Genomic DNA, 20403 nt, shown 5'->3' with positions numbered 1-20403 from the left:
CCATCGGTAAGCCCCGCAAGGGCGACCCCTCACGCGCCAGCACAAAGGCTGCCACCATGACCAGACCCGAAACCGTCTTCCCCGAAAACCGCCATGCCCTTTACGAAGAGCACGGCTATTCCGCCGCGATCCGCTCTGGTGACCTGCTCTTCGTCTCCGGACAAGTGGGAAGCCGCGAGGACGGCTCGCCCGAGTCTGACTTCGCCGCGCAGGTACGCCGGGCCTTCGCCAATCTCGAGGCGACGCTTGCCGCCGCCGGCTGCAGCTTCGCCGACCTGGTGGACGTGACCACGTTCCACACGGACCCGGAGACCCAGTTCGGAACGATCATGGAGGTGAAGAGCGAGATCTTCCCGAAGGCGCCCTATCCCAACTGGACGGCGGTCGGCGTCACCTGGCTTGCCGGCTTCGACTTCGAGATCAAGGTGATCGCCCGCATTCCTGAGAAAAACGGATAGCGGGCGCGGGAAGCTGCAGGATGTTGCCGCGACCCTCATCTCCACAGCGAGGAGCGCGGCACAGTCAGCCGGCCATCAGCGTCCTCATCGCGAAGAGGCCGGCGACGAGGCCGGCGATCGACAGCGCCACGGAGAGCCCGCCATACAGCAGCGCCGTCGCCGCCTCGCCGCGCTCCCACAGGCTGACGGCGTCGAGCGAGAAGGCGGAGAAGGTGGTGAACCCGCCGAGAACGCCGGTCGCCAGGAAGAGACGAAGCGCATTGCTGCTCCCTTCCGGCCGGGCCGCCAGCCACCCCACCAGCAGCCCCATCGCCAGCGAGCCGAGAACATTGACCGCCAGCGTGCCGGCGGGAAAGCCGGGACCGAAGGTCCTGAGCGCCGCGAGATTGACGAGGTGACGGCCGGCGGCTCCCAGCCCGCCGCCCAGCGCCACCAGAAAGAGGTGAAACATACCTAGAGCCCTTTCGACCAATTCGCAGTCAATTCTGCTTCTCGATTGGGGCGGCGATCCGGCGTCGAAACGGTCGCCGCGCGATGCCGTAGCATCGGGCAAGATCGGATCGGCGTCGGGCGCCCGCCAATCGGAAGCCCTGCGGGACGGGCGATTTTGCGCCAATTCCAGCGCAAAGCCCCTTGCCCGTATCCAGATACGGCCTGCGTGTCTTTGCTTGACCTTGTCACAAAATCGCTCCGTCAGAATGGCTGCGAATTGGCCGAAAGGGCTCTACCCCATGAAATTCGCCCAGAGCGGCGGGGCGGCGAACTCCACCACATTGCCGTCCGGGTCGTCGACATAAAGGCTGGTGCCGCCCGCCGGCCAGGTCACCTCGCTGCGAAGGGCAACGCCGCAGGCGGCAAGATGCGACCGCCACGGACCAAGCTGGTCGGCGGCGATGCGGAAGGCGAAGTGGCCCGGTCCCTCGCTGTGATGGCCGGGGATGACGCCGCCGTCGGTCACGGTATCCTCCGCGGTCTGCCCGCGCGCGAAGACCAGCAACGTCTCTCCGGGACCGGTGTCATAGGCATAGAGCCGGTCGGTCTCCAGCATGCGCTCCAGACCGACGACGCCGGCATAGAAGGCGTGCGCCTTTTCGAGATCGTCGACATAGACGGCGGTTTCCAGAATGCCCTGAAGCGGCGGCGGTGTCGGCATGACGATTCCCTTTCAGTCTTATGCCGCCGCACCTTGCCTCAAAGCGGCAAGCCGAACCAGAGCGCGGCGATGCCGAGAAAGGCGAAGAAGCCGACCACGTCGGTCACGGTGGTGACGAACACGCTGGAGGCGATGGCCGGATCGACCCCGAGCTTCTCCAGCACCACGGGAATGAGCAACCCGGCCAGGCCGGCGAAAAACATGTTGATGATGATCGCCATGGCGATGACGAGGCCGAGACCACTGTTGCCTGACCAGAGCGCCGCCCCGGTGCCCAGCAGCGCGGCGAGCGTCATGCCGTTGAGCAGGGCGACGAGCACCTCGCGGCGCAGCACCCGCAGCATGTTGCGTTCGGTCAGCTCGCGGGTGGCGATGGCGCGCACCGCCACGGTCATCGCCTGGGTGCCGGCATTGCCGCCCATCGAGGCGACGATCGGCATCAGCACGGCGAGCGCCACCATCGCCTCGATCGGTCCCTCGAAGAGCGAGATCACCGAGGCCGCGAGGGCGGCCGTGCACAGGTTGACGAGCAGCCAGGTCAGGCGCGAGCGCGACGTCACGATGACGGTGTCCGAGATCTCCTCGTCGCCGAGACCGGCGAGGCCGCGCAGATCCTCCTCGGCCTCCTCCTGGATGACGTCGACGATGTCGTCGATCATCAGCATGCCGACCAGCCGCCCGGCATCGTCGACAGCCGGCGCCGAGACGAGGTTGTAGCGCTCGAAGGCACGCGCCACCTCCTCCCGGTCGTCGGTGGCGCGGAAGGTCTGCGGCTCCTCCGTCATGATGTCGGAGATCTTCGTCTCGCGCTTGGTGCGCAGGATCTTGTCGAGCGGCACCGAGCCGATCAGGCGGAACCCGGGGTCGACCACGAAGATCTCGTAGAACGTGTCCGGCAGATCCTCCGTCTCGCGCATGTGATCGATGGTCTGGCCGACGCTCCAGAACGCCGGCACCGCAATGAAATCCGTCTGCATCAGACGGCCGGCAGACTCCTCGGGATAATCGAGCGAGCGCTGCAACTGGATGCGGTCGGAATAGGGAAGCTGGTCGAGAATCGCCGCCTGGTCCTCGGCGTCGAGGTCTTCCAGGATGTAGACCGCATCGTCCGAATCGAGCTCGCCGATGCCTTCCGCCAGCGTGTCGTTGGGCAGTTCCTCGAGGATGCCGAGGCGGACGGCCTCGTCCAGCTCGGTCAAGGTGGCATAATCGAACTCGTCGCCAAGCAGGCGCACCAATGGCACCCGCTGGTCGGCCGGCAGCGATTCGATGAGGTCGGCGACATCCGCCTCGTGCAGGTCGCCGGCAAGGCCGATCAGCGCCGGCGCGTCCTGGGCGGCGATACCGGCTTCGATCAGCGCCAGGAAATCGGCATTGATGCGCCCGTCCTCGTCACGCACGGGAGGGATCTCGACGGTCTCGGGATTGTCGACATGGTCGCTCTCGGTCATGTCAGTGCCCCCCTTCTCGCCCTGCCGCGTGCTGCGCCCTGGCCGCCGGCAGAATGAAACTCCTCACCTTTCCCGAAGGAACGGCGTGCCAGACAGTCCTAACATGGGAAACGCCGCGCCGCTGCGCCGCAACAGCAGAATTCGCAGCCACAGACGGCAAAAATCAGGCAGGGCTTGTCTGGCCGTGTGCATTTCCGAGCAAAAATAGACACAAAAAAACCCGGCAGATTGCCGGGTTCTTTTTTGGTGCGGTCGAGAAGACTCGAACTTCCACGGGTTTTACCCCACAGCGACCTCAACGCTGCGCGTCTACCAATTCCGCCACGACCGCTTGTCGTTCCCGCCACGCTCCATCGGCCCGGCGGAGCCCTCGTCTAGCAAATAGGTTTTTCCCGCGCAAGCGCTTTGCGAAGGGATATTCACAAAGGAAAGATACGTCGGCGCCGGCGAGAGAAATCAGAGCGCCCCGGTCATCCTGGCAGGGCGCGCCTCGGGCGGGCGCATCAGGACCTCGGTGATGGAAACGCCCACCCGCTCGCCCTGCAGCACGACCTGTCCGCGGGCGATGGGAATGTTGTTGGCGAGGATCTGGACATCGTCCTCCTCGCGCGACATCAGCTCGATCACCGCGCCGCGGCCCATCCGCAGCAACTGGTGGATCGGCATCTCGGCCTTGCCGAGAACCACGGAGATCTCGATGGAAATATTATCGAACGTACCCATATGACCACCGGACCGATGACGCTTGGCAATCCCGTCAGCTTCATTCTATACGGGCCCGAACCGAGCCCCCCAAGGCTGACCTTGGCCGGCGTCTGGTTAACAAACCCCTAACGGACTTGCAAAATGACAGAGCGCGCGGACCTCGCCGGTTCCTTCCTGTCCCCTGCCGGCTCGCCGCCCGTCGAATGGGCGGTAAGCGATGCTCCGATCGCCTATGAGGCTGCCCTGGAGGAGATGGAACGACGGGTCGCCGGCATCGCCGAGGGCACGCTGGCCGAGCGGGTCTGGCTGCTGGAACACCCCGCCCTCTACACCGCCGGCACCAGCGCCAAGCCGCAGGACCTGATCGCCCCCGACCGCTTCCCCGTCCACAAGACCGGGCGCGGCGGCCAGTTCACCTATCACGGTCCGGGCCAGCGGGTCGCCTATGTGATGCTCGACCTCAAGCGCCGCCGGCCGGACGTGCGCGCGTTCGTCGCCGCCATGGAGGACTGGGTGATCGGCACCTTGTGGGAGCATCATGTGCGCGGCGAACGGCGCGAGGACCGGGTCGGCGTATGGGTGCGCCGCCCCGACAAGGGCGCCACCCGCGAGGACAAGATCGCCGCCATCGGCATCCGCATGCGCAAGTGGGTGAGCTTTCACGGCCTGTCGCTCAATGTCGAGCCGGACCTGGAGCATTTCTCCGGCATCGTGCCTTGCGGCGTGACCGAACACGGCGTGACGAGCCTCGTCGATCTTGGCCTGCCGGTGACGCTCGAAGATGTCGACATCGTCCTGCGGCGCTGTTTCGAGGAGCGGTTCGGTCCGACGGTGACGGTTCCCGCGCCCTGATCGAACCGCCCGTGCCGCGCGGCCGCGTCAGGCACGACGCATTGGTACCGCGCCGCGCCGTTTCGGCGATTGCGCTTGCCGGCCGGCTGGCCTACCGATGCCGGCGACACTCCCCGGTGGCCCGCTCGGGTCGCCTCAGACCAGCGAGCCCGCCATGGACGCCATCCACCTCCAGGATCTTGCCTTCTATGCCTTTCACGGGCTGCACGAGGAGGAGGCGCGGCTCGGCCAGCGTTTCGTCGTCGACCTGACCTGCCGGCTCGACCTCACCGCGCCCTCGCTCAGCGACCGCTACGAGGAGACGGTCTGCTACGCGACGCTGACCCGCACCATCGAGAAGGTGGTGACCGGGTCCCGCTTCAAGCTGATCGAGCGGCTGGCCGGCGCCATTGCCGAGGCCGTGCTTGCGGCGGACGAGCGGATCCGGGAGATCAGCGTGCGGGTGCACAAGCCCGGCGCGCCGCTGCCGATCGCCGCCGGCCGCGTCAGCGTCGAGATCACACGGACGCGGACAGCGGGCTGACATTCTCCGCAGCGACGGTCTCTCCCTCCTTCAGCGCCTTCTCCACCTCCGCCAGCAGGTCCGGCACCAGCTTGGGATCGGCCAGCAGCCGCCCGTCTTCCTCGCGCAGGATCGCCAGGAACACCTCCCGCCGAACGGCGGCAAGCGCCTGCGGGTCGACGCTGGTGATCGGCGCGGCGGCGCGGGTCGCCATGGTCATCAGCCGGTCGGCAGCGGACAGCCGGCCCCACAGATAGTCGTGCTCGCGCCAGCGCCGATTGAAGAAAGCGCCGAAGGCATTGAGGTTGTTGCCCTTGAGCTTCACCCCCTCGGGTCGCAGCGAATGCGGGTCCGACGGGCTGATCCGGTCGATCAGGATCTCGTTGTACTCCGTGCTGGCGAGCCGGCGCAGCACCGGCAGCGTCACCAGATCGTAGAAGGCGAAACCGATATAGGCGGCGACAAGCGGCAGGCGCAGCGGCGGCGGCAGGTAGCTGTAAGCCATCACCGAGAAGGCGTCGTCGCAAAGCCGGTCGAGATCGGCAAGACCCATGCGGGTCGCAAGATCCTCCAGCACCTGGCCGACCGTCTCGATGTCGCCCGGATCGGACGCGGCGAGCCGGGCGGCCGCCTCCGCCGTCTCGGCGCCATAGAAGCTGACAAGGCAGCGCTGGCCGAGATGATCGAGCTGCTCGTAGAGCGTGCTCTTGAGCTCATCCATCTCTGCCGGACGCAGCTCCATTTCCGCCCCGGCGGCGCGATAGAGCCGGTTGAGCCGGCGGATCACGAAGCGCAGGCGGCGGACGCGGTAATCCACATCGAGGCCGCGCAGAAAGCGGATGATCGGCTGCGGCGTCGGACCTTCCACCCCCTCGTGCCCCAGCCCCGCCTCGGCATGCTGGCTGGCAAGCCAGGCCTCGATCCGGGTCTCGCAGTCGCGCGGGCTGACCACTGTGCCGCCGACGGTGCCGGCCCGCGCCGTCGCCAGTTGCGCCAGAAGGTCGGAGATCCGCGCGACGACGCCCGCAAGCTTCAGCCGTTGATAGCCGTGATAGGCATAGCCGGCCGAGGCATGGGCGCGCTGGTTCGCCAGCATCCGGCAGCGGGTGAGTTCGGGAACCGTCATCGGCCGGTCGAGATCGGTCCGCAGGATCGAGCCGACCTCCCGCTCGACGACCGGCTCGGCGGCCGCGATCACTTCGCTCACCTGGCGGACGTCGCGATTGTAGTCCTGCACCTGCTCCAGCGCGTCGCCGATCGGCTCGTTGCGGGGAATATGGGCGAGCGAGGCAAGGATGACCCGGAAGAAGCCGGGGAGCGAGCCCTCCTCGGCCGCCACCTCGCCACCCTGGCCGCTCGCTGCCGCGTCGACCTCCTCGCGTCGGCCAAGCACATTGGCCAGCGGATCGACATAGACGATGCGCCGCACCACCTCGCGCGCCGCCGGCCGCCCGGCAATCGCCTCGATCACCGGCTGGAACGGCTTGTTCATCACCACGCTGCCATCGACCAGAATGCGGCTCTCGGGAGCCCCCTGCCCCTTGCCGAAGGCCCGGTGCAGGAAGATGCCGCGCAGCGGCCAGGTCTCGCCGCGCGCCTTCAGGACCCGGTCCATCTCGCCGACCGTCATCGGCGGAAAGGCTCCGGGAAAGGCGGAGGTGGCGCGGGCCGAGAACACGAGATCGGGAATGCGCGCGTCGGTGAAGTCGGAAACGAGATTGCCGTTGCCCCGGCTGCTGGCGGAATAGCGCAGGATCAGCCGGTGCTCCGTCTCCTCCACCTCCACCGGATCGTCGATGGCGAAGCGGCGGCGGGCGCCATGGAAATCCGTGACGGTGACGAACAGGTCGAGCGACTGCCCCTGCGGGATCAAGGTCGGCGCGGCACCGGCTGACGTATCGGGGCGCATCCCTTTCGCCGCATCCAGCATCCAGCCGACATAGCGCTCGCCGGAAAAGGGCGGGGTGAACCAGCGTGCCTGCATGAACTGGCGCAGCTTGGTGCGCGTCTCCGGATCGCCGAGCTCGGATTTCAGCGCCATACTGACCAGCCGGTCGAGCACGGGAGCGATGGAGCCCTTGAGATAGCGGCTGAGGCCGACCGGCTCGTTCGACAGCCGCATCACATCGGCATTTTCCAGCCACAGGTCGCGGTGGCTGTCGAGCGACAGGTTGTGGGCGAGCGCCCGCGCCAGCATCACGCCGTTGACGCCGCCGGCCGACGCGCCGGCAATGACATCGACGACGATGCGCAGGTCCAGCGCCGGCGCGAACAACGCCAGAAACCGCTCATAGGCCTGCGCGCTGCCGCCCTGCCCGTCCACCGACGGCGGCGCGGGCACGCCGCCCCGAGCCTCCAGGCGGCGCGAGGCCCGCACCAGGTTCAAGAATTCCCGCGTAATGCCATGCATGTAGACGGCGAGGGAAACCCCGCCATAGAGCACCAGCGCCAGACGCAACTCGATCTGTTTCATGGACCGTCCCGGACAGACCCCGCTTCCATGCTCCGCCCGTTCGCCGCAAAGCGCAATGGGCAACCTCAGGAGCGCCCGCCGCGCTCCCGCCTCAGCTTGTCCCAATAGTCGAGGCGCTTGCGGATCTCGCGCTCGAATCCCCGCTCCGGCGGATCGTAGAAGCGCTGGCGTCCCATCGCCTCGGGAAAATAGTCCTGCCCCGAGAAAGCGTCCTGCTGGTCGTGGTCATAGGCATAGCCCTCGCCATAGCCTTCCGACTTCATCAGCTTGGTCGGCGCGTTGAGGATGTGCTTGGGCGGCGGCAGCGAGCCATGCTGCTTCGCCGCGCGCATCGCCGCCTTGTAGGCGACATAGGCGCCGTTCGACTTCGGCGCCGTCGCCAGATAGACAACCGCCTGCGCCAGCGCCAGTTCGCCCTCCGGCGAGCCCAGCATATGATAGGCATCGCGCGCCGCATTGGCCTGGATCAGCGCATGGGGGTCGGCAAGGCCGATATCCTCCACCGCCATGCGGATCAGCCGCCGGGCCAGGAACATCGGATCCTCGCCGCCGTCCAGCATGCGGCAGAACCAGTAGAGCGCGGCATCGGGATCGGAGCCGCGCACGGATTTATGCAGCGCCGAGATCAGATTGTAGTGGCCGTCGCGCGACTTGTCGTAGACCGGCGCGCGCCGCTGCACCAGTTCCTGCAGCCGCGTGGCATCGAAAATCTCCCCGCCGCGCGCGGCGCGCCAGACGTCTTCGGCGAGCGTCAGCGCCGCCCGTCCGTCGCCATCGGCCATGCGCAGCAGCGCGGCGCGCGCGCCCTCGTCGAGCGGCAGCGGGCGCCCCTCCTCCGCCTCGGCACGGGCGAGCAGCTTCTCCAGCGCCTCGGCATCGAGCGTGCGGAAAGTGAGCACATGCGCCCGCGACAGCAACGCGGCGTTGAGCTCGAAGCTCGGATTTTCGGTGGTGGCGCCGACCAGCGTCACCGTTCCGTCCTCCATGACGGGCAGGAAACTGTCCTGCTGGGCGCGGTTGAAACGGTGGATCTCGTCGACGAAGAGCAGCGTCGCCTTGCCGGTGAGGCGCGCGGCGCGCGCCGCCTCGAACACTTTCTTCAACTCGGCAACGCCGCTGAAGATCGCCGAGATCTGCTCGAAGCGCAGGTCCGTCGCCGCCGCCAGCAGCCGCGCCACCGTGGTCTTGCCGGTGCCGGGCGGTCCCCAGAAGATCAGCGAGCCGAGCGTGCCGGTCTCCAGCATGCGGGTCAGCACGCCGTCGGGGCCGAGCAGGTGATCCTGCCCGACCACGTCGGAAAGCTGCGCCGGGCGCAGCCGATCGGCAAGCGGCCGCCGGGTCTGCGCGCCAAGTCCCGCGGACTGGAAAAGATCGCTCATCGCAGTGCTCTGCCTTCGCCTTTCGCCTCAGCCCCTGAGCGCTATCCTGAGCACCCGGCCGCCGCGCCGGATCTCCAGGCGCCAGACGCCCGGATCGCTGCCGGCGATGCGCTGCAGCGTGCGGCTGGAGTCGATCTCCCGGCCGTTGATCGTCTGGATCACGTCCCCGATCTGCAGGCCGACACGGGCCGCCGGCGACCCCGGCGCGACCTTCGAGATGACGACGCCGGTGTCGAAGCCGTCGAGCCGCAGCTCCTCCGCCACCGCCGGCGACAGGTTCATCACCGTCGCGCCGGCGAAGGGCGAGTAATCCGAAATCTCGCGTTCATCGCGCGGGACGGTCTCGGGCGCCGCCTCCAACATCACCTCCAGCGTCACCCTGCCGCGCGGCCGCAGCACCGTGAACGTGGTTTTCGTCCCGAGCGCCCGGGTGGCGAAGCGGTAGCCGAAACTGTCCGGGTCCGTCACCTCGGCCTCGCCCACATGGGTGATCAGGTCGCCGACCCTGAGGCCGGCGCGCTCGGCCGGGCTCCCCGCGCCGACGACAGTGACCAGCACGCCGCTCGGCCGGTCGAGGCCAAGCGCCTCGGCGATCTCCGCGCTGACGCTCTGCAGGCTCGCCCCGAGCCAGGGACGCCGCACCTGACCGTCGCTTTCCGCCGCCTGCACGACGAACCGCACCATGTTGGAGGGAATGGCAAAGCCGATGCCGTTGGACCCGCCGGAGCGGGAGAAGATCGCCGTATTGATGCCGACGAGCCGCCCCTGCATGTCGACCAGCGCGCCGCCGGAATTGCCCGGATTGATGGCCGCATCCGTCTGGATGAAGAACTGATAGTCGGTGATGCCCACCCGCGTGCGGGCGAGCGCCGAGACGATGCCCTGGGTAACGGTCTGGCCGACACCGAAGGGATTGCCGATGGCCAGCACCACGTCGCCGACTTCCAGCGTGTCGGAATCGGCGAACTCGATATGCGGGAAGCTCTGCGAGGCATCCCTCACCCGCAGGATCGCAAGGTCGGTGCGCTCGTCCTTGAGCACGATCTCGGCATCAAACTCGCGCCGGTCGGACAGCGCCACCCGCACCGCGTCCGCTTCGGCGATCACATGGTTGTTGGTGACGATGATGCCGTCGGCCGACACGATGACGCCGGAGCCGAGCGAGGACTGCACCCGCTCGCGCGGGCGCCCGAGATCCTGCCCCGGCTCGCCGAAGAAGCGGCGGAAGAACGGATCGTCGAAGAACGGAGAGACCGGGCGGCTCTGCACCGTGCGGCTGGCATAGACGTTGACGACCGCGGGCGCGGCCTCGCGCACCACCGGCGCGAAGGACAGCCGCAGTTCGGCCGCATCGCGCGGGGCAACGCGCTCCTGCGCGAGCGGCGCCGACAGGCCGGCGGCGGCGACGAAGACGATGGCGGCAAGCGCGGCGGACACACGGCCTGCGAGGGTGGAGACGGACATCCCAGGTATCCTCACCGATTGGGCGGCGCCGGGCATGGCCAAAGCGACTCACGCCCCGCCGGAGACTGTCGAGCCAAACCTAACAAAAAAGGCGACCCGAAGGCCGCCTTTCCGTCTCGTGTGCGAACGCGAAGGTTCGCTCGCGAAATCAAGCCGCGGCTTCGGCGCCCTCGGCGGCCTCGTTGCGCGCCCGGTCGACCGCGCCCTTGGCATCCACGTCGCGATCGACGAACTCGATCACCGCCATCGGCGCGTTGTCGCCATAGCGGAAACCGGCCTTCAGCACGCGGGTGTAGCCGCCGTTGCGGCCCTTGTAGCGCTCGGCAAGCGTGTCGAACAGCTTGCGAACGAGGGCGACGTCACGAATCTGCGCGATCGCCTGACGGCGGGCATGCAGGTCGCCGCGCTTGCCCAGGGTGACGAGCTTTTCCACGATCGGCCGCAGTTCCTTGGCCTTCGGGAGGGTCGTCACGATCTGCTCATGCTCAATCAGCGATGCGGACATGTTGGCAAACATCGCCTTGCGATGGCTGGATGTCCGGTTGAGCTTGCGGCCGCGATTGCCGTGGCGCATGGCTCTCTCCTTTTTCTCTGGCGGTCACGTCTCTTGCGTGCCGCCGCCGGTCCCTTGGAAGACCGCGCTTGCGCGCGATCAGTACTGATGATCCTCGTAGCGCTTGGCGAGCTCGTCGATGTTCTCCGGCGGCCAGTTGGCCACGTCCATGCCGAGATGGAGACCCATCTGGGCGAGAACTTCCTTGATCTCGTTGAGCGACTTGCGGCCGAAGTTCGGCGTGCGCAGCATCTCCGCCTCGGTCTTCTGAATGAGATCGCCAATATACACGATATTGTCGTTCTTCAGGCAGTTGGCCGAACGCACCGATAGCTCCAGCTCGTCCACCTTCTTCAGAAGCGCCGGGTTGAACGCGAGTTCGGGGACGATGTCCTCCTTCACCTCGCGACGCGGCTCCTCGAAGTTGACGAAGATCGAGAGCTGGTCCTGCAGGATGCGCGCTGCGAATGCGACGGAATCCTCCGGAGACACCGAGCCGTCGGTCTCCACGGTCAAGGTCAGCTTGTCATAGTCGAGAACCTGGCCCTCGCGGGTGTTCTCAACCTTGTAGGAGACCTTCTTGACCGGGGAATAGAGGCTGTCGACCGGGATGAGCCCGATCGGCGCGTCTTCCGGACGGTTGCGCTCCGCCGGCACGTAGCCCTTGCCGGTGTTGACCGTGAACTCCATGCGGATCTCCGCGCCCTCGTCGAGGGTGCAAAGGACGAGATCGGGGTTGAGAACCTCGATGTCGCCGACCGTCTGGATGTCGCCAGCCGTCACCACGCCCGGACCCTGCTTGCGCACGACCATGCGCTTGGGGCCCTCGCCCTGCATGCGCAGCGCGATTTCCTTGATGTTGAGGACGATGTCGGTGACATCCTCCCGCACGCCCGGAATGGACGAGAACTCGTGCAGAACGCCGTCGATCTGCACCGCCGTCACCGCCGCGCCCTGGAGCGAGGACAGCAGCACGCGGCGCAGGGCATTGCCCAGCGTCAGACCGAAGCCACGCTCAAGCGGCTCGGCGACGACCGTGCCGACGACACGCGGGTCGTGGCCAGGCTTCACCTCGAGCTTGTTCGGCTTGATCAGTTCCTGCCAGTTTTTGTGAATGCTCAAGTCTTTTCCTCCGGCTGTCCCGCCGGCCTTGAGGGCCGGCCATGCTGTGCCATGGGAATGAACGATGTGCGGCTGAGCGTCAGACGCGGCGGCGCTTGCGCGGACGGCACCCGTTGTGCGGGATCGGCGTCACGTCGCGGATCGACGTCACCATGAAGCCGGCGGCCTGCAGGGCACGCAGCGCGGACTCGCGCCCCGAACCGGGACCGCGAACCTCGACCTCAAGGGTGCGCATGCCGTGCTCGGCCGCCTTGCGGGCAGCGTCCTCGGCCGCGACCTGGGCCGCGTACGGGGTCGACTTGCGCGAGCCCTTGAAGCCCATCGCACCGGCGGACGACCAGGAGATCGCATTGCCCTGTGCGTCGGTGATGGTGATCATCGTGTTGTTGAACGTGGAGTTCACATGCGCCACGCCGGAGGAAATGTTCTTTCGCTCGCGGCGGCGGACGCGCGTGGTGTCTTTAGCCATGTCTTTGTCCTTTGGTCGATCTCGTCACCGCCGTAGTTCGGCGGCTCCACCGGGCCTGATTGCCAGTGAGATTACTTCTTCTTGCCGGCAATCGGCTTCGCCGGACCCTTGCGGGTACGGGCGTTCGTATGGGTACGCTGGCCGCGCACCGGAAGACCGCGACGATGGCGCAGGCCGCGATAGCAGCCGAGGTCCATCAGACGCTTGATGTTCATGGCCGTCTCGCGGCGCAGGTCGCCCTCGACGATGTAGTCGCGGTCGATCGTCTCGCGGATCGCGAGCACGTCGGCGTCGGACAGCTCGTTGACGCGACGCTCGGGCGCGATGTTCACCTTCTCGATGATCTCCTGCGCGAACTTCGAGCCGATGCCGTGAATGTACTGAAGCGCGATGACGACGCGCTTGTTGGTCGGGATGTTTACACCTGCGATACGGGCCACTGCCGTCTCCATGTTAATGGCGCGTCCCATCCCTGGAACGGCGCCGGGTTGTCCCCGCGTCCGGTGGAGCCCGGCCCTTGCGGGGTAAATGCACAAACGCATCCGTGCCGCGTGGGTCACGCGGCGCGGATGCAAGCGTTTGGCTGGAGCCGCGAACTTTAGCCCGCCGCCGCCACGGCGTCAAGCGCGGAATCGATCTGCGCCGAGACGTCGTCGATCGGCTTCATGCCGTCGATGGCCACAAGTTGCCCGCGGCCGCGATAGTAGGGAGCCACCACCGCGGTGTCGCGGTTGTAGGCCTCGAGCCGCTGCTTGAAGACGTCCGGATCGTCGTCCTTGCGCACCGGCTGTCCGGCGGCCCGTGCATCGTCCGCGCGCTTCATGATGCGGTCGACGAGGATCGACTGGTCGACCTCGAGCTCCAGCACCATGTCGAGCTTCAGCCCCTTGCCGGCCAGCATCTGGTCCAGCGCCTCGGCCTGGGCGACCGTGCGCGGAAACCCGTCGAGGATGAACCCCTTCTGCGCGTCGGCTTCCTCGATCCGGTCGGCGACGATGCCGATGACGATCTCGTCGGAAACCAGACCGCCGGCATCCATCACCGCCTTGGCCTGCAGCCCGACCGGCGTGCCGGCGGCAACCGCCGCCCTCAGCATGTCGCCGGTGGAGAGCTGCGGAATTCCGTACTTCTCGACCAGCCGTGCGGCCTGCGTTCCCTTGCCGGCGCCCGGCGGCCCGAGAAAAATCAACCTCATCTGCGCTTCCCCCTGAGTTTCGCCTTCTTGACAAGGCCTTCGTACTGATGCGCGAGCAGATGGCCCTGGATCTGGGAAACCGTATCCATGGTCACGCTGACGATGATCAGCAGCGAGGTGCCTCCGAAGTAGAACGGAACGCCGGTCGCGGAAATGAGGAATTCGGGTAATAGACAGACCAGGACAATGTAGATGGCGCCGACCACGGTGATGCGGGTGAGCACATAGTCGATGTACTGGGCCGTCCGCTCGCCCGGACGGAAGCCCGGAATGAAGCCGCCATGCTTCTTCAGATTGTCGGCCGTGTCGGACGGGTTGAACACGATCGCGGTGTAGAAGAAGCAGAAGAACACGATCAGCGCCGCATAGAGCAGCATGTAGAGCGGCTGGCCATGGCCGAGCAGCGCGGTAATCCAGGTCAGCCAGCTCTCCGCGTCGCCAGTGGTGCCAAGGCCCGACAGGGTCGCGGGAACCAGCAGCAGCGACGAGGCGAAGATCGGCGGAATGACGCCGGCGGTGTTCAGCTTCAGCGGCAGGAACGAGGTGTTGCCCTCGAACATCCGGTTGCCGACATTGCGCTTCGGGTACTGGATCAAGAGCCGGCGCTGCGCCCGCTCCATGAACACGATCAGCGCGATCACGACGATCGACAGCAGGATGATGCCGATGATGATCGGGGTTGCAAGCGCGCCCTGGCGGCCGAGTTCGAGCGTCGAGGCGACCGCCGAGGGAAGACCCGCGACAATGCCCGCGAAGATGATCAGCGAAATGCCGTTGCCGATGCCGCGCGCAGTGATCTGCTCGCCGAGCCACATCAGGAACATGGTGCCGCCGACCAGGGTGATGACCGCCGAGGCACGGAAGAACCAGCCCGGATCCACCACCACATTGGTGGCGCTCTCAAGGCCGATGGCGATGCCATAGGCCTGGAAGGTCGCCAGCAGCACCGTGCCGTAACGGGTGTACTGGTTGATGACCTTCCGCCCCTGCTCGCCTTCCTTCTTCAACTGCTCCAGCGTCGGCACGACGGAGGTCAGAAGCTGAATGATGATCGAGGCGGAAATGTAGGGCATGATGCCGAGCGCGAGGATCGCCATGCGCTCCACGGCACCACCGGAAAACATGTTGAACAGTCCGACGATGCCCTGCTGCGCCTGGCCAAAGGCCTGCGCGAACGCCTCCGGGTTGATTCCCGGAAGCGGCACGTAAGTGCCGAACCGATACACAAGAAGCGCACCCAGTGTGAACCAGATACGCTTCTTCAATTCCTCGGCTTTGGCGAAAGCTGAAAAATTCAGATTAGCCGCTAGCTGTTCGGCAGCAGATGCCATTCCGGGCTCCGGTCAATTCTCGAGCAATCTGACGTGGGAAAACCCAGGCTTATTCAGCCTGGGCTCCGATAATCGTGACCTTGCCGCCGGCCTTCTCGACCGCGGCAAGCGCGTTCTTGGAGGCACCGGCGACCTCGAAGGTCACTCCCGCCTTCAGCTCGCCATCGGCGAGCAGGCGGACACCGTCCTTGACGCGGCGGATGACGCCGGCGGCCTTGAGGGCCTCGGCCGTCACGGTCTGGGAAGCATCGAGCTTGCCGGCATCGATCGCGGTCTGGACGCGGGCAAGCGAGACCGCGTTGAACGACTTGGCGAAGATGTTGGTGAAGCCGCGCTTCGGCAGGCGACGATGCAGCGGCATCTGGCCGCCCTCGAAGCCCTTGATGGCAACGCCCGAGCGGGACTTCTGACCCTTGACGCCACGGCCACCGGTCTTGCCCTTGCCCGAACCGATACCACGACCGACGCGCATGCGCTCCTTCGTGGCACCCGGATTGTCCCGGAGTTCATTCAGTTTCATCGTATGTCTCCCCGCATCCCTTACGCGTCTTCGACGACGCGCACGAGGTGCTGAACCTTCCGGATCATGCCGCGCACTTCCGGGGTATCCTTCAGCGTCGAGCGGCGGTGCATCTTGTTCAGACCAAGACCGACGAGCGTCGCCCGCTGGTCCTTCGGGCGCCGGATCGGGCTACCCACCTGCTCGACCGTGACGGTCTTTTCGTTCGCCATGGAACCAAGCCTTTCTCAAGCTGGGGTCGGCAATCGCCGGGTTCAAGCCTCGGCGGCCGGAACGCTGTCGTCGATGTCGCGGCGACGCGACTGGATCTGCGAAACCTTGAGGCCGCGGCGGGCAGCGACCGAGCGCGGGCTGTCCTCCTGCTTCAGGGCCTCGAAGGTGGCGCGCACCATGTTGTAGGGGTTTGCCGAGCCGAGCGACTTCGCCACCACGTCCTGGACGCCGAGCGTCTCGAACACGGCGCGCATCGGACCGCCGGCGATGATGCCGGTACCGGCCGGAGCCGCGCGCAGCACGACCTTGCCGGCACCATGACGGCCATTGACGTCATGATGCAGAGTGCGGCCTTCGCGCAGAGCCACGCGGATCATCGAGCGCTTAGCGGCCTCGGTCGCCTTGCGGATCGCCTCCGGCACCTCACGCGCCTTGCCGTGACCGAAGCCGACGCGGCCCTTCTGGTCGCCGACCACGACGAGTGCGGCAAATCCGAAGCGGCGTCCGCCCTTCACGACCTTGGCGACGCGGTTGATGTGCACGAGCTTGTCGACAAACTCGCTGTCGCGCTCGGCGCGATCGCCACCGCGCTCCCGTGTATCCTGTCTCGCCATAATATTCGCTTCCGTTTGTCTGTGAGCGTCGTGACGACGATCAGAATTCCAGTCCGCCCTCGCGCGCGGCCTCGGCCAGAGCCTTGACCCGCCCGTGGTACATGTAGCCGCCACGGTCGAACACGACCTGGGTGACGCCAGCAGCCTTGGCCCGCTCCGCGATGAGCTTGCCAACCTCGGCCGCAGCCGAGATGTTGCCGCCGGTCTTCAGCGTGCCACGAAGATCCTTCTCGACCGTCGAGGCGGACGCCAGGGTGTGACCCTGCACGTCGTCGATGATCTGAGCATAGATCTGCTTGGACGAACGGTGCACCGACAGACGCGGACGGCCGTTCATAACCTTCTTGATCGAACGACGGACGCGGTCGCGGCGACGTTCGAAGCCATTGTTTGTCTTCGCCATGATCCGGTCCGTTACTTCTTCTTGCCTTCCTTACGGACGATATACTCGCCCGCAAAGCGAATGCCCTTGCCCTTGTAGGGCTCCGGCGGCCTGTACTTGCGGATTTCCGCCGCAACCTGGCCAACGCGCTGCTTGTCGATGCCTGTGATGACGATCTCCGTCGGCTTCGGGCAAACGGCCTCGATGCCCTCGGGCATCGCGTAGACCACGTCATGGGAGAACCCGAGCGCGAGCTGCAGGTTCTTGCCCTGCACCTGGGCACGGTAACCGACGCCGGTGATCTCGAGCTTCCGCTCGAACCCCTTGCTGACGCCCGTCACCAGGTTCTCGATCATCGTGCGGGACATGCCCCACATGGCGCGCGCAGGCTTGCTGTCCTCGCGCATCTTCACCGAGATGCCGTCGTCACTCATTTCGGCCAGAACGAGGCTGTTGAGCACGAAGGAAAGCTCTCCCTTCGGGCCCTTGACCTCAACCGTCTGACCGTTGATCGTTGCCGTTACCCCGCTAGGCACGGGGACTGGCTTCTTGCCAATTCGAGACATATGACCAACCTGTCCAGTTCACTTGCCGGGCAGAGACTGCCGCATCAGAAGATGCGGCAGAGAACCTCGCCACCCACATTCTGTTCACGGGCATCGTGATCCGCCATCACGCCACGCGGCGTGGAGAGGATCGAAACACCCAGACCGTTCGCGACGCGCGGGATATTCTTCACCGAGGAATACACCCGCCGGCCCGGCTTGGAGACACGCTCGATGGAGCGGATCACGGGCTCGCCGTCGAAATACTTCAGCTCGATCTCGAGCTCGGACTTGCCGCCCTCGAACTCGACCGACGAATAGCCGCGGATATACCCTTCCGCGACCAAAACGTCGAGCACATGTTCGCGCAGCTTCGAAGCGGGCGTCGAGACCTTGCTCTTGCGCCGCATCTGAGCGTTGCGGATCCGGGTGAGCATATCGCCCAAGGGATCGGAAATCGCCATCGGACCGTCTCCTTACCAGCTCGACTTCACGAGGCCCGGGACCAAACCCTTGGAGCCCAGCTCGCGAAGCGCAACGCGCGACATCTTCAGCTTGCGGTAATAGCCGCGCGGGCGGCCGGTGACTTCACACCGGTTGCGCAGGCGGATTTCCGCGGAGTTGCGCGGGAGCTTCGACAGCTTGAGGCGCGCCGTATAACGCTCCTCAAGCGACAGGCTCTCGTCCTTCGCCACAGCCTTCAGCGCCGCGCGCTTCTCGGCATACTTTTTAACGAGCCGCTCGCGCCGCTTGTTCTTCTCGATCGCGCTCTTCTTCGCCATCGTCTGTCCTCGTTCTTTCCCGTTTACTTACGGAACGGGAAGTTGAACGCGCGCAGAAGCTCGCGCGCCTCGTCATCATTGTCCGCAGACGTGCACACGATCACGTCAAGGCCCCAGATCTGGTCAACCTTGTCGTAATTGATCTCCGGGAACACGATGTGCTCCTTGATGCCCATGGCATAGTTGCCACGCCCGTCGAAGCTCTTCGCGTTCAGGCCGCGGAAGTCACGAACGCGCGGCAGCGCGATGGTGATCAGGCGGTCCAGGAACTCGTACATGCGCTCGCCGCGCAGCGTGACCTTGGCGCCGAGCGGCATGCCCTCGCGCACCTTGAAGGTGGCGATGGACTTGCGAGCGCGGGTGATCACCGGCTTCTGACCGGCGATCATCGCCAGGTCCTCGGCGGCGATCTTCGCCTTCTTGCTGTCCGCGACGGCTTCGCCCACGCCCATGTTGAGAACGATCTTCTCAAGCGTCGGGATCTGCATCGGGTTCTTGTAGTTGAACTTCTCCTGCAGGGCCGGACGGATCTTTTCCAGATATTCCGTCTTCAGCCGCGGAGCGGTCTTGGTCTCAGCCATCGATCAGATCCCCCGAACGCTTGGCCACGCGCACCTTGGTGCCGTCTTCCTTGATCTGGAACCCGACGCGCGTCGGCTTGCCATCCTTGGGGTCGGCAAGCGCCAGGTTCGACACGTGAACCGGCAGCTCCTTCGAAACGATGCCACCTTCCGACTGGGCGGTCTGGCGCTGGTGGCGACGAACCACATTCACGCCACGCACCACAGCCTTGTTCTCATCCGGCAGCATGCGGACAATTTCACCGGTCTTGCCCTTGTCACGGCCGGTGAGCACGACGACAGTGTCGCCCTTCTTGATCTTGGCGGCCATTACAAAACCTCCGGCGCGAGCGAGATCACCTTCATGTGGTTCTTCGCACGCAGTTCACGCGGAACCGGGCCGAAGATACGGGTCCCGATCGGTTCCTTGTTGTTGTTGACCAGCACGGCCGCATTGCGGTCGAACCGGATCACGGAGCCGTCGGGCCGGCGGATATCCTTCGCCGTGCGCACAACGACCGCTTTCATCACGTCGCCCTTCTTGACGCGGCCGCGCGGATTGGCCTCCTTGACGCTGACGACGATGATGTCGCCGACGCTGGCATATTTCCGCTTCGAGCCGCCGAGCACCTTGATGCACATGACACGACGGGCGCCGGAATTGTCCGCCACGTCGAGGTTTGTTTGCATCTGAATCATGACTGGCCGCCTTATTCTTCTTTCACCGCGCCCGACACCGGACGCCGGAAGTCACGTCAGTCCGCGGTCGACCCTTCGACAACGGTCCAGGTTTTGGTCTTCGAGATCGGCGCGCATTCCTGGATGAGGACGGTGTCCCCGACCTTGTGCGCGTTGGTCTCGTCATGCGCCCGATACTTCTTCGAGCGACGAACGGTCTTCTTGTAGAGCGGATGCGTGAAGCGGCGCTCCACACGAACCGTCACCGTCTTTTCGTTGGCGTCGCTGACCACGACGCCCTGCAGAACGCGTTTCGGCATTTCGATCTCCTTACGCGCTTGTCGCCACGTGCTTCTCGCGCATGATAGTCTGGATGCGGGCGATGTCGCGGCGCACCTGGCGAACCCGCGCCGTGTTCTCAAGCTGGCCGGTGGCCCGCTGAAAGCGCAGGTTGAACTGCTCCTTCTTCAGGCTCTCGAGCTCCGTTCCCAGCTCGTCCATGGTCTTTGCCCGAACGTCTGTCGCCTTCATGGCACTAGTCTCCTGGTCGCGCCTCAGTCGGCGATACGCTGGACGAAGCGGCACTTGATCGGCAGCTTCGCTGCCGCAAGGCGCATCGCCTCGCGCGCCGTATCTTCCGGCACGCCATCGATTTCGAACATGATCCGACCGGGCTTGACCTTGCAGGCCCAATAGTCCGGCGAACCCTTACCCTTACCCATGCGGACTTCGGTCGGCTTCGACGAAACCGGCACGTCCGGGAAGATCCTGATCCAAACACGGCCCGCACGCTTCATGTGACGGGTCATGGCACGACGGGCCGCCTCGATCTGGCGCGCGGTCACCCGCTCCGGCTCGACGGCCTTGAGGCCGAAGGCGCCGAAGTTGAGATCCGTACCGCCCTTGGCGGTGCCGTGGATCCGGCCCTTGTGCTGCTTGCGGAACTTCGTTCGCTTCGGTTGCAGCATCTCTTCTCTCGCTCTTTGCTTCTGTCCAAGACCC

29 protein-coding genes and 1 tRNA gene are annotated in these 20403 nt (G+C 65.8%); 3 read left to right on the top strand and 27 right to left on the bottom strand.

Features of this window, described 5'->3' with window-relative positions; all coding sequences use genetic code 11:
- The first annotated feature begins 56 nt into the window (after window positions 1-56).
- Window positions 57-458, top strand: coding sequence for a RidA family protein (locus tag P2PM1_RS02910; protein ID WP_186396303.1), 402 nt, complete (start codon window positions 57-59; stop codon window positions 456-458).
- A 64-nt stretch (window positions 459-522) separates the two neighbouring features.
- Here P2PM1_RS02910 and crcB read toward each other — a convergent pair whose 3' ends face one another.
- From crcB to P2PM1_RS02885, 5 genes are all read right to left on the bottom strand, one after another.
- A complete protein-coding gene (crcB, locus tag P2PM1_RS02905) occupies window positions 523-909 on the bottom strand; it encodes a fluoride efflux transporter CrcB (protein ID WP_186396302.1) in 387 nt (128 codons plus the stop codon).
- A gap of 273 nt (window positions 910-1182) precedes the next feature.
- Window positions 1183-1611, bottom strand: coding sequence for a VOC family protein (locus P2PM1_RS02900; protein WP_186386473.1), 429 nt, complete (start codon window positions 1609-1611; stop codon window positions 1183-1185).
- A 38-nt stretch (window positions 1612-1649) separates the two neighbouring features.
- Window positions 1650-3062, bottom strand: coding sequence for a magnesium transporter (gene mgtE, locus P2PM1_RS02895; RefSeq protein WP_186398035.1), 1413 nt, complete (start codon window positions 3060-3062; stop codon window positions 1650-1652).
- Between the two features lie 244 nt (window positions 3063-3306).
- Window positions 3307-3393, bottom strand: a tRNA-Leu gene (locus tag P2PM1_RS02890).
- A 125-nt stretch (window positions 3394-3518) separates the two neighbouring features.
- Window positions 3519-3785: a FliM/FliN family flagellar motor switch protein gene (locus P2PM1_RS02885; RefSeq protein WP_186386471.1), complete on the bottom strand. Its 267-nt coding sequence runs from the start codon at window positions 3783-3785 to the stop codon at window positions 3519-3521.
- 123 nt (window positions 3786-3908) lie between these two features.
- On the opposite strand from P2PM1_RS02885, the gene lipB reads away from it, so the two are divergent.
- Together lipB and folB are read left to right on the top strand one after the other, a co-directional pair.
- On the top strand, window positions 3909-4619 hold the full coding sequence (lipB, locus tag P2PM1_RS02880; RefSeq protein ID WP_186386470.1) for a lipoyl(octanoyl) transferase LipB: 711 nt from the start codon (window positions 3909-3911) through the stop codon (window positions 4617-4619).
- A 154-nt stretch (window positions 4620-4773) separates the two neighbouring features.
- Window positions 4774-5142, top strand: a complete 369-nt coding sequence (gene folB / locus P2PM1_RS02875) for a dihydroneopterin aldolase (RefSeq protein WP_186398034.1) — start codon at window positions 4774-4776, stop codon at window positions 5140-5142.
- On the opposite strand, the gene P2PM1_RS02870 is transcribed toward folB, so the two are convergent.
- The 22 genes from P2PM1_RS02870 to rplP all read right to left on the bottom strand — a co-directional run bounded on the left by P2PM1_RS02870 (window position 5117) and on the right by rplP (window position 20369).
- Window positions 5117-7594, bottom strand: coding sequence for a patatin-like protein (locus P2PM1_RS02870; RefSeq protein WP_186398033.1), 2478 nt, complete (start codon window positions 7592-7594; stop codon window positions 5117-5119). The two genes, folB and P2PM1_RS02870, sit on opposite strands and share 26 nt — an antisense overlap.
- A gap of 65 nt (window positions 7595-7659) precedes the next feature.
- Window positions 7660-8973, bottom strand: coding sequence for a replication-associated recombination protein A (locus P2PM1_RS02865; RefSeq protein ID WP_186398032.1), 1314 nt, complete (start codon window positions 8971-8973; stop codon window positions 7660-7662).
- Window positions 8974-9000: 27 nt separating this feature from the next.
- On the bottom strand, window positions 9001-10437 hold the full coding sequence (locus P2PM1_RS02860; protein ID WP_186398031.1) for a DegQ family serine endoprotease: 1437 nt from the start codon (window positions 10435-10437) through the stop codon (window positions 9001-9003).
- 148 nt (window positions 10438-10585) lie between these two features.
- Window positions 10586-11011 (bottom strand): 50S ribosomal protein L17, encoded by a 426-nt coding sequence (gene rplQ / locus P2PM1_RS02855; RefSeq protein WP_067216462.1) that lies wholly within the window; start codon window positions 11009-11011, stop codon window positions 10586-10588.
- A 78-nt stretch (window positions 11012-11089) separates the two neighbouring features.
- Window positions 11090-12112, bottom strand: a complete 1023-nt coding sequence (locus P2PM1_RS02850) for a DNA-directed RNA polymerase subunit alpha (protein ID WP_186386464.1) — start codon at window positions 12110-12112, stop codon at window positions 11090-11092.
- Between the two features lie 79 nt (window positions 12113-12191).
- A complete protein-coding gene (gene rpsK, locus P2PM1_RS02845) occupies window positions 12192-12581 on the bottom strand; it encodes a 30S ribosomal protein S11 (RefSeq protein WP_067216467.1) in 390 nt (129 codons plus the stop codon).
- 71 nt (window positions 12582-12652) lie between these two features.
- The gene (rpsM, locus tag P2PM1_RS02840; RefSeq protein ID WP_186386463.1) at window positions 12653-13021 is read right to left on the bottom strand and encodes a 30S ribosomal protein S13; all 369 of its coding nucleotides are present in this window, start codon (window positions 13019-13021) and stop codon (window positions 12653-12655) included.
- A gap of 158 nt (window positions 13022-13179) precedes the next feature.
- Entirely contained in the window at window positions 13180-13776 is a 597-nt protein-coding gene (locus tag P2PM1_RS02835; protein ID WP_186396294.1) for an adenylate kinase, read from the bottom strand.
- Window positions 13773-15107 (bottom strand): preprotein translocase subunit SecY, encoded by a 1335-nt coding sequence (gene secY / locus P2PM1_RS02830; protein WP_186386461.1) that lies wholly within the window; start codon window positions 15105-15107, stop codon window positions 13773-13775. The genes P2PM1_RS02835 and secY overlap by 4 nt, the downstream gene beginning before the upstream one ends.
- Window positions 15108-15156: 49 nt before the next feature.
- Window positions 15157-15627, bottom strand: a complete 471-nt coding sequence (gene rplO, locus P2PM1_RS02825) for a 50S ribosomal protein L15 (RefSeq protein WP_186396293.1) — start codon at window positions 15625-15627, stop codon at window positions 15157-15159.
- 20 nt (window positions 15628-15647) lie between these two features.
- Complete coding sequence (rpmD, locus tag P2PM1_RS02820; RefSeq protein ID WP_067216479.1) at window positions 15648-15839, bottom strand: 50S ribosomal protein L30; 192 nt, start codon at window positions 15837-15839, stop codon at window positions 15648-15650.
- 42 nt (window positions 15840-15881) lie between these two features.
- Window positions 15882-16454 carry a 30S ribosomal protein S5 gene (gene rpsE / locus P2PM1_RS02815; RefSeq protein WP_067216481.1) on the bottom strand — a complete coding sequence of 191 codons (573 nt, stop codon included), beginning with the start codon at window positions 16452-16454 and terminating at the stop codon, window positions 15882-15884.
- 40 nt (window positions 16455-16494) lie between these two features.
- Entirely contained in the window at window positions 16495-16857 is a 363-nt protein-coding gene (rplR, locus tag P2PM1_RS02810; protein WP_186386459.1) for a 50S ribosomal protein L18, read from the bottom strand.
- Between the two features lie 11 nt (window positions 16858-16868).
- Window positions 16869-17402 carry a 50S ribosomal protein L6 gene (gene rplF / locus P2PM1_RS02805; protein WP_186386458.1) on the bottom strand — a complete coding sequence of 178 codons (534 nt, stop codon included), beginning with the start codon at window positions 17400-17402 and terminating at the stop codon, window positions 16869-16871.
- 44 nt (window positions 17403-17446) lie between these two features.
- Window positions 17447-17845, bottom strand: a complete 399-nt coding sequence (gene rpsH, locus P2PM1_RS02800) for a 30S ribosomal protein S8 (protein ID WP_186398030.1) — start codon at window positions 17843-17845, stop codon at window positions 17447-17449.
- Window positions 17846-17857: 12 nt separating this feature from the next.
- A complete protein-coding gene (gene rpsN / locus P2PM1_RS02795) occupies window positions 17858-18163 on the bottom strand; it encodes a 30S ribosomal protein S14 (protein ID WP_186386456.1) in 306 nt (101 codons plus the stop codon).
- Between the two features lie 23 nt (window positions 18164-18186).
- The gene (rplE, locus tag P2PM1_RS02790) at window positions 18187-18744 is read right to left on the bottom strand and encodes a 50S ribosomal protein L5 (protein ID WP_186386455.1); all 558 of its coding nucleotides are present in this window, start codon (window positions 18742-18744) and stop codon (window positions 18187-18189) included.
- Window positions 18737-19054: a 50S ribosomal protein L24 gene (gene rplX / locus P2PM1_RS02785; RefSeq protein WP_067216494.1), complete on the bottom strand. Its 318-nt coding sequence runs from the start codon at window positions 19052-19054 to the stop codon at window positions 18737-18739. The genes rplE and rplX overlap by 8 nt, the downstream gene beginning before the upstream one ends.
- Window positions 19054-19422 (bottom strand): 50S ribosomal protein L14, encoded by a 369-nt coding sequence (gene rplN / locus P2PM1_RS02780; protein WP_067216497.1) that lies wholly within the window; start codon window positions 19420-19422, stop codon window positions 19054-19056. Before rplN ends, rplX begins: the two co-directional genes overlap by 1 nt.
- A 56-nt stretch (window positions 19423-19478) precedes the next feature.
- Window positions 19479-19721, bottom strand: a complete 243-nt coding sequence (gene rpsQ, locus P2PM1_RS02775; protein ID WP_067216498.1) for a 30S ribosomal protein S17 — start codon at window positions 19719-19721, stop codon at window positions 19479-19481.
- 10 nt (window positions 19722-19731) lie between these two features.
- On the bottom strand, window positions 19732-19932 hold the full coding sequence (rpmC, locus tag P2PM1_RS02770) for a 50S ribosomal protein L29 (protein WP_186398029.1): 201 nt from the start codon (window positions 19930-19932) through the stop codon (window positions 19732-19734).
- 23 nt (window positions 19933-19955) lie between these two features.
- Window positions 19956-20369, bottom strand: coding sequence for a 50S ribosomal protein L16 (rplP, locus tag P2PM1_RS02765; RefSeq protein WP_067216503.1), 414 nt, complete (start codon window positions 20367-20369; stop codon window positions 19956-19958).
- Window positions 20370-20403: the final 34 nt, after the last annotated feature.

The sequence above is a fragment of the Stappia sp. P2PMeth1 genome, assembly GCF_900185735.1.
Classification (GTDB): domain Bacteria; phylum Pseudomonadota; class Alphaproteobacteria; order Rhizobiales; family Stappiaceae; genus Stappia.
The sequence above is the reverse complement of the archived record's forward strand: the minus strand, read 5'-3'. Positions and strand labels throughout refer to the sequence as shown.

Bases quoted from the DNA above. Each gene is read 5' to 3' on its own strand.
- P2PM1_RS02910 (WP_186396303.1), top strand. From the start codon at position 57: ATGACCAGACCCGAAACCGTCTTCCCCGAAAACCGCCATGCCCTTTAC.
- crcB (WP_186396302.1), bottom strand. From the start codon at position 909: ATGTTTCACCTCTTTCTGGTGGCGCTGGGCGGCGGGCTGGGAGCCGCC.
- P2PM1_RS02900 (WP_186386473.1), bottom strand. From the start codon at position 1,611: ATGCCGACACCGCCGCCGCTTCAGGGCATTCTGGAAACCGCCGTCTAT.
- mgtE (WP_186398035.1), bottom strand. From the start codon at position 3,062: ATGACCGAGAGCGACCATGTCGACAATCCCGAGACCGTCGAGATCCCT.
- P2PM1_RS02885 (WP_186386471.1), bottom strand. From the start codon at position 3,785: ATGGGTACGTTCGATAATATTTCCATCGAGATCTCCGTGGTTCTCGGC.
- lipB (WP_186386470.1), top strand. From the start codon at position 3,909: ATGACAGAGCGCGCGGACCTCGCCGGTTCCTTCCTGTCCCCTGCCGGC.
- folB (WP_186398034.1), top strand. From the start codon at position 4,774: ATGGACGCCATCCACCTCCAGGATCTTGCCTTCTATGCCTTTCACGGG.
- P2PM1_RS02870 (WP_186398033.1), bottom strand. From the start codon at position 7,594: ATGAAACAGATCGAGTTGCGTCTGGCGCTGGTGCTCTATGGCGGGGTT.
- P2PM1_RS02865 (WP_186398032.1), bottom strand. From the start codon at position 8,973: ATGAGCGATCTTTTCCAGTCCGCGGGACTTGGCGCGCAGACCCGGCGG.
- P2PM1_RS02860 (WP_186398031.1), bottom strand. From the start codon at position 10,437: ATGTCCGTCTCCACCCTCGCAGGCCGTGTGTCCGCCGCGCTTGCCGCC.
- rplQ (WP_067216462.1), bottom strand. From the start codon at position 11,011: ATGCGCCACGGCAATCGCGGCCGCAAGCTCAACCGGACATCCAGCCAT.
- rpsK (WP_067216467.1), bottom strand. From the start codon at position 12,581: ATGGCTAAAGACACCACGCGCGTCCGCCGCCGCGAGCGAAAGAACATT.
- P2PM1_RS02835 (WP_186396294.1), bottom strand. From the start codon at position 13,776: ATGAGGTTGATTTTTCTCGGGCCGCCGGGCGCCGGCAAGGGAACGCAG.
- secY (WP_186386461.1), bottom strand. From the start codon at position 15,107: ATGGCATCTGCTGCCGAACAGCTAGCGGCTAATCTGAATTTTTCAGCT.
- rplO (WP_186396293.1), bottom strand. From the start codon at position 15,627: ATGAAACTGAATGAACTCCGGGACAATCCGGGTGCCACGAAGGAGCGC.
- rpmD (WP_067216479.1), bottom strand. From the start codon at position 15,839: ATGGCGAACGAAAAGACCGTCACGGTCGAGCAGGTGGGTAGCCCGATC.
- rpsE (WP_067216481.1), bottom strand. From the start codon at position 16,454: ATGGCGAGACAGGATACACGGGAGCGCGGTGGCGATCGCGCCGAGCGC.
- rplR (WP_186386459.1), bottom strand. From the start codon at position 16,857: ATGGCGAAGACAAACAATGGCTTCGAACGTCGCCGCGACCGCGTCCGT.
- rplF (WP_186386458.1), bottom strand. From the start codon at position 17,402: ATGTCTCGAATTGGCAAGAAGCCAGTCCCCGTGCCTAGCGGGGTAACG.
- rpsH (WP_186398030.1), bottom strand. From the start codon at position 17,845: ATGGCGATTTCCGATCCCTTGGGCGATATGCTCACCCGGATCCGCAAC.
- rpsN (WP_186386456.1), bottom strand. From the start codon at position 18,163: ATGGCGAAGAAGAGCGCGATCGAGAAGAACAAGCGGCGCGAGCGGCTC.
- rplE (WP_186386455.1), bottom strand. From the start codon at position 18,744: ATGGCTGAGACCAAGACCGCTCCGCGGCTGAAGACGGAATATCTGGAA.
- rplX (WP_067216494.1), bottom strand. From the start codon at position 19,054: ATGGCCGCCAAGATCAAGAAGGGCGACACTGTCGTCGTGCTCACCGGC.
- rplN (WP_067216497.1), bottom strand. From the start codon at position 19,422: ATGATTCAGATGCAAACAAACCTCGACGTGGCGGACAATTCCGGCGCC.
- rpsQ (WP_067216498.1), bottom strand. From the start codon at position 19,721: ATGCCGAAACGCGTTCTGCAGGGCGTCGTGGTCAGCGACGCCAACGAA.
- rpmC (WP_186398029.1), bottom strand. From the start codon at position 19,932: ATGAAGGCGACAGACGTTCGGGCAAAGACCATGGACGAGCTGGGAACG.
- rplP (WP_067216503.1), bottom strand. From the start codon at position 20,369: ATGCTGCAACCGAAGCGAACGAAGTTCCGCAAGCAGCACAAGGGCCGG.